Source organism: Streptomyces sp. NPDC057694, from assembly GCF_042799415.1.
Classification (GTDB): Bacteria; Actinomycetota; Actinomycetes; order Streptomycetales; family Streptomycetaceae; genus Streptomyces.
The window spans coordinates 658,846-664,923 of sequence record NZ_JBHVIX010000001.1 but is presented as its reverse complement, the minus strand read 5'-3'; the positions used below and the strand labels follow the sequence as shown (position 1 = coordinate 664,923).

Genomic DNA, 6,078 nt, shown 5'->3' with positions numbered 1-6,078 from the left:
CAAAGTGGGGGGAAGGGGGGGGGTGGAGGGTTTTACGGGTTGGGGTCCGACGTTGGGGGGGGGGGGGGGGGGGGGCCCCCCCCCCCCCACCCCCTCCCTGGTCAGCGCACCGTGCTCGTCAGCCGGTACCGCCCGGCGGGCACCGTGAACGTCGCGACGCCGTCCGCGAAGCCGCCCGCCCGCACCCCGGCGACCTTCCCCAGCGGCGTGCGTCCTTCCCGCACGGCGTCGGCCGACACCGCCGGCAGCTTCAGGGTCGCCGTGGTGTTGCCGGGGACGACCGCCTCGTAGGTCAGCGTCCCGTCCTTGGCCAGCGACCACGCGCTGCTGATCTCGCCGTACGGGGACAGGAACCGGCCTTCGGCGCGTGTGATCGTGCCGGTCGGGTCCAGGTGCGGCCGCAGCGTGAAGCGCCGGAAACCGGGGTGGTCGGGGTCGCCCGCGATGCCGGCCATGTACGCGTACATCCACTCGGCGATCGCGCCGTACGAGTAGTGGTTGAACGAGTTCATCTCGACCGGCCCGAAACCGTCCTCCTTCGAGTACGAGTTCCAGCGCTCCCAGATCGTCGTGGCGCCGTTCTTGACCGAGTACAGCCACGACGGCATCGCGTCCTGGTGCAGCAACTCGTACGCGAGGTCGGCGCGGCCCTCGTCGGTGAGGACCGGCGCGATGACGTTCGAGCCGAGGAAGCCGACCGAGAGGGTGTTCTCCGCGTACTCCACGCGGGCGCTGTCCGGATGGGCCGCCTTGTACGCGGCGTCGTTGCCGATGTTGTCCGCCAACAGGCCCACCAGTGAACGGCGTTGCGCCTCGGTGTCGTAGAAGCCGAGCTTGAGGACCCACAGCAGCGCGGACTGGCTGTTGTCCTCGGGGTCCCCGCCCATGGGCGGCTTGCCGCCCAAGCTCGATTTCACGGTGATCGTGTCACCGTCGACCTGGACGTACTTCGCGAGGAACGCCTTGCGGATGTTGCCGAAGAGCGCGTCGTACGCCGTGGCCTCGGAGTCCCGGCCCGTGGCCCGGCCCATCTGCGCCATCAGGCGCACGCTGTACGCGTAGTAGACGTCGCTCATCAGCTGTGTACCGGTGTTCTGGAACGCCAGCCAGTCGGCGAAGATCGCGCCCTGCCCGGCGTAGGTGTCGCCGCCCTTCTGCTTGATCCAGTCGAGGTAGTGGGCCATCGCGTCCCAGCTGCGGTCGATGATCGTCGCGTCGCCGCTCATCTGCCACACCGTCCACGGCACGATGACACCGCAGTCCGCCCAACCGCTGCACGGGGACGCCGCGTTGTACCGGTTGCCGGGGGCCACCGCCGTGAACTGGGCGCCGTCCACGCCGTAGATCTTCTGCGATTCGATGAGGATGGACTCGAAGTGGCTGAGGAACGGGACCGCGTCGCGGGTGTTGTACAGGCCGGTGTGCGAGAAGACCTGGGTGTCACCGGTCCAGCCGAGCCGCTCGTCGCGCTGCGGGCAGTCGGTCGGCACCCACAGGTAGTTGCCGCGCTGTCCCCAACGGACGTTGCTGATCAGCTGGTTGATGTCGTCGTCGTCCGTGCTGAGATTGCCGGTGTCGTGCAGCGACGACGTGCCGACCTTGCCGACGAGCCCGGAGAACGTGACCTCGGTGTCGGCCGTCGTCACCTCCACGGACACGTACCGGAAGCCGTAGAACGACAGCGAGTCCTGGTGGGTCTCGCCGCCGTCGGCGCCCTTGAGGACGTAGGTGCTCGTGGACTTCGCGGAGCGCAGGTTGGCGCGGTAGAGCGAGCCGGCCGGGCCGTCCGCTCCCGCGCTGTCGTCGTTGAGCATCTCGCCCGTCTTCACGACGAGTTGAGCCCCTGCCGGGCCCTTCACCGAGTAGCGGGGGACGCCCACCAGGTTCTGGCCGAGGTCGAACACGGCCGTGTCGCCCGTGCGCAGGGTGACCGGTCCGGGCTCCTTCGTCGTGGAGCGGTCCGGGTCGGGGACGATCTCGCCCTTGCCGTTGGCGCTGGACGACTCGCCGGTGACCTTGTTGTACACGGTGACCGATCGCGGGGAGTGGTCCCACACGTCCATCAGGCGGGCGGTCTCTCCGGGGTAGGCGACGAGCTTCGCGTCGGGGAACTTCGCCCCGTAGCCGACCTGTTCGACGTCCGACCACGTCCCGGCGTCGAAGCCGCCGGCCGCCCAGCCGTCGAGCTCCTTGCGGGCGTCGTAGGTCTGGCCGTCGTAGATGTCGTCGGCGCGGTAGGGCCCGGTGTCCGTGGCCCTCCAGCCGGCGCCCTCCTTCGTGACCAGTGACTGCGTGGACCCGTCGGTGTAGCGGACGAGCAGCTTGGCCTTGAGCGCGAGGGGGTTGCCGTCCTTCGAGTAGTACGTACTGCCCTCGGATATCCGGGCGTTGTACCAGCCGTTGCCGAGCACCGCGCCCACCGTGACTCTGCCGCCACCGCCCGCGACCAGGTCCGTGACGTCGTACGTCATGTAGTTCACGGTCATGTCGTAGTTGGTCCAGCCGGGCGTGAGGAGTTCGGTGGCCCGGCCGCCGTCCTGGGGTACGGTGACGCGCTCGCCGTTGACGTACGCCTCGTAGACGCCCAGCGCCGACACGTAGAGCCGGGCGTCCCGGACCTTCTTACGGGCGGTGAGCGGCGTCTCGGCGCGGAGCAGCGGCGCGCCCGCCGAGTTCGGGGCCTTGCCCTTCATGCCGATCCACTGCGCGCCGTCCCAGCGGGTGGCGCCGTCGGTGCTCAGCAGGCCCGTCTCGAACCATGAGGGGGCCGAGGTGCCGACCGGGCGGCCCTTGTCGTCCCAGGCGGTCACCGCCCAGAAGTACCGTGTGGACGCCTGGAGTTGGGGCCCGTCGTACGTGACGGCGACCGAGTCGGCCGACGTCACGCGGCCGCTGTCCCAGACGTCGCCGCGCCCGGCGGACAGCCGCGCCGCGGAGGACGCCACCCGGATCCGGTACGCGCCCTGCGCCAGACCGCGCCGCTGCGAGCCGAGCCGCCAGCCGAAGCGTGGCCGGGAGGCGTCCGTGCCGAGCGGATCGACCCGGTGCTCGACGGTCAGCCCGGTCACCGCGTCGTCGGCGGCCGGGGCGGCCGGCGCCGCCTGTGCGGGGGAGGCGGTGGCGAACGTGCCGGCGGCGGCCACGACGGGCACGGCGCCCGCGGTCGCGGCCAGGACGGTCCTGCGTCGGATGTCGCTGCTCATCTGTGAGGTTTCCCTTCGACGGTGAAGGTGCTCGGGATGGTGGGGGGAGCTGATTGCGGGGCCCGGCAGTTGAACGATTTCAAACGATTCAATGCGGGGTGCAGGAACCTACGGGCCTCTGTGGCCACTGGCAAGAGGTGTGCAGCAGGAAGACCTGTGGGAAGAAATGTGCCAGCGGATTGATCGGTGAGGCGTTCTCCCGCAGAGTTGTCAGCGACGCGGGGCGAAACGATTCAAGTCGGCAGAGGTGTGGCGCCGACTTCTGTGCGGCGGGCCGAACGCGGGCGGGTGCGTGCCACGTAGACTCCCCCTGCCGCACCCATTCAGCTGGAGGATCACATCCGATGGGACAGTCCGTGGGGATCAAGGACGTCGCCCGCGTCGCCGGGGTGTCCGTGGGCACCGTCTCGAATGTGATCAACCGCCCGGAGACCGTCGCCGAGGAGACCCGGGCCCGCGTCCTGTCGGCCATCGACCGGCTCGGCTACGTCCGCAGCGAGTCGGCCCGCCAGCTGCGCGCCGGACGCAGCCGCATCATGGGGCTGCTCGTCCTCGACATGGGCAACCCGTTCTTCGTCGACGTCGCGCGCGGCGCCGAGCGGGCCGCGCGCGAGGCGGGGCTCGGCGTCATGGTGTGCAACAGCGCGCAGAGCCCCACCGAGGAGGCCGAGTACCTCTCCCTCTTCGCCGAGCAGCGGGTGCGCGGCGTGCTGCTCACCCCGGCCGAGGCGACCGGCCGCACCGTCGAGCAGTTCCGGCGCCACGACATCCCCTTCGTGCTCGTCGACCGGGTCGCCGAGGGCGCCACCGAGTGCTCCGTCTCCGTCGACGACGTCAACGGCGGCGCGCTCGCCGTCCGCCACCTCGTCGACGCCGGCCACCGGCGGATCGCCTACGTGAGCGGCCCGCCCGCCCTCAACCAGGTCAAGGACCGGCGCCAGGGCGCGCTGCGGGCCCTCGACGAGGCGGGACTGCCCGCCGGCGCCCTCCACGAACTGCCCACCGAGCGTCTCGACGTCGCCGCCGGACGCGACGCGGGTGCCCGGCTGCTCGGCCTCGCCGACCGCCCCACCGCCGTGTTCTGCGCCAACGACCTCCTCGCCCTCGGCGTCCTGCAATCTCTTTACGCCGCCGGGGTGCGGGTCCCCGAGGACATCGCCCTCGTCGGCTACGACGACATCGAGTTCGCGGCCGCCGCCGCGGTCCCGCTCACCTCGGTGCGGCAGCCCGCCGTCACCATGGGCGCACTCGCCGCCGAGCTGCTGCTGGAGGAGATCGAAGCCGCCGACCGGCCCGGCGGCGGCCACGAGCACCGCCGCGTCGTGCTCCAGCCGGAACTCGTCGTCCGCGGCTCCAGCCTGGGCCCGCGCTGACCAGGTCCGACCCTGTGTGCTGAACTGGTCCGCAGATCCTCACATGTCCGTACTCCGGACACCCCGTACCGCCCTGCGCACAGGAGCCGAATTGAGCGCCGCCCGCTATCGCCAGCCCGGAGTCGTCCTCACCGACCGCCGCTTCACCGTCCCGCTGGACCATGACACCCCCGACGGCGAGCGCATCGAGCTGTACGCGCGCGAGGCCGTCGCCGCCGGGCGCGAGAACGACCCGCTGCCCTGGCTTGTCTACCTCCAGGGCGGCCCCGGCTTCGGCGCCAACCGCTTCTCCGGGCAGCAGGCCTGGCTCGGCCGTGCCCTCCAGGACTACCGGGTGCTGCTCCTCGACCAGCGCGGCACCGGCGCCTCCACGCCCGCGAACCGCCAGACGCTCCCGCTGCGCGGCGATGCCGGGCAGCAGGCCGCGTACCTGACCCGGTTCCGCGCCGACTCGATCGTCCGCGACTGCGAGTTCATCCGCGCCGACGTCACCGGCGGCGCTCCCTGGACCGTCCTCGGCCAGAGCTTCGGCGGTTTCTGCGCCACGCACTACCTGTCCGCCGCGCCCGAGGGCCTGGACGCCGCGGTCATCACCGGCGGTCTGCCCACGCTGGACGGCCACGCCGACGACGTCTACCGCGCCGCGTACCCGCGCATCGAACGCAAGGTCCGCGCGCACTACGCCCGTTACCCGATGGACGTGGAGCGGGCCCGCGAGATCGGCGCGCACATCGCCGAGCGGGAGCCGGTGCTGCCCGGCGGCTACCGGCTCACCCTCGAAGCCTTCCAGTCCCTCGGCATCTGGCTCGGCGCCGGCGACGGCAGCGACCGCCTGCACTACCTGCTGGAGGACGCGTTCGTACGCACTCCGGCGGGCCGTGAACTGTCGGACTCCTTCCAGGAGCAGGTGGCCGGAGCCCTCTCCTACGCCGCCCATCCGCTGTACGCCTTGCTCCACGAGGTCATCTACGCGCAGGACGGCCGGGCCACCGACTGGGCCGCTGAGCGGGTGCGCGCCGAGTTCCCCCAGTTCGACGGGGAGAAGGCGCTCGCCGCGGGCGGGCCGCTGTACTTCACCGGCGAGTCCATCCATCCCTGGCAGTTCGACAGCGACCCGGCGCTGCGGCCGCTCCGCGAGGTCGCCGAGACGCTGGCCGCCCGGACCGAATGGGCGCCGCTGTACGACCCGGCGCGGCTCGCCGCCAATGAGGTGCCGGTGGTCGCCGCCGTCTACCACGACGACATGTACGTCGACACGGAACATGCGCTGCGGACGGCTCGCGCCGTGCGGGGGTTGCGGCCCTGGGTCACGAACGAGTTCGAGCACGACGGCCTGCGCGCGGGCGCTCCGCGCGTCCTGGACAGGTTGCTCGGGATGCTCCGCGGCGACGTCTGATCCTTCGGGCGCGGCTCTCGTCGTGGCTGGTCGCGGGGGGTCCCCCCCCCCCCCCCCCTCCCCTCCTCCCCCCCTCCCCCCCCCCCCCCCCTCCCCCCCCCCCCCG

3 protein-coding genes are annotated in these 6,078 nt (G+C 71.7%); 2 read left to right on the top strand and 1 reads right to left on the bottom strand.

Translation table 11 applies throughout. The features are described 5' to 3' along the window. Positions 1-101: 101 nt before the first annotated feature. Entirely contained in the window at positions 102-3,203 is a 3,102-nt protein-coding gene (locus tag ACFVDP_RS03170; protein ID WP_383482355.1) for a family 78 glycoside hydrolase catalytic domain, read from the bottom strand. 344 nt (positions 3,204-3,547) lie between these two features. On the opposite strand from ACFVDP_RS03170, the gene ACFVDP_RS03165 reads away from it, so the two are divergent. Further along, complete coding sequence (locus tag ACFVDP_RS03165) at positions 3,548-4,576, top strand: LacI family DNA-binding transcriptional regulator (protein ID WP_383482352.1); 1,029 nt, start codon at positions 3,548-3,550, stop codon at positions 4,574-4,576. Positions 4,577-4,619: 43 nt separating this feature from the next. Further along, the gene (locus ACFVDP_RS03160) at positions 4,620-5,972 is read left to right on the top strand and encodes an alpha/beta fold hydrolase (RefSeq protein ID WP_383482349.1); all 1,353 of its coding nucleotides are present in this window, start codon (positions 4,620-4,622) and stop codon (positions 5,970-5,972) included. Positions 5,973-6,078 lie beyond the last annotated feature (106 nt).

Excerpts from the sequence above, each read along its gene's own strand:
- ACFVDP_RS03170 (WP_383482355.1), bottom strand. The coding sequence starts at position 3,203 with ATGAGCAGCGACATCCGACGCAGGACCGTCCTGGCCGCGACCGCGGGC.
- ACFVDP_RS03165 (WP_383482352.1), top strand. The coding sequence starts at position 3,548 with ATGGGACAGTCCGTGGGGATCAAGGACGTCGCCCGCGTCGCCGGGGTG.
- ACFVDP_RS03160 (WP_383482349.1), top strand. The coding sequence starts at position 4,620 with ATGTCCGTACTCCGGACACCCCGTACCGCCCTGCGCACAGGAGCCGAA.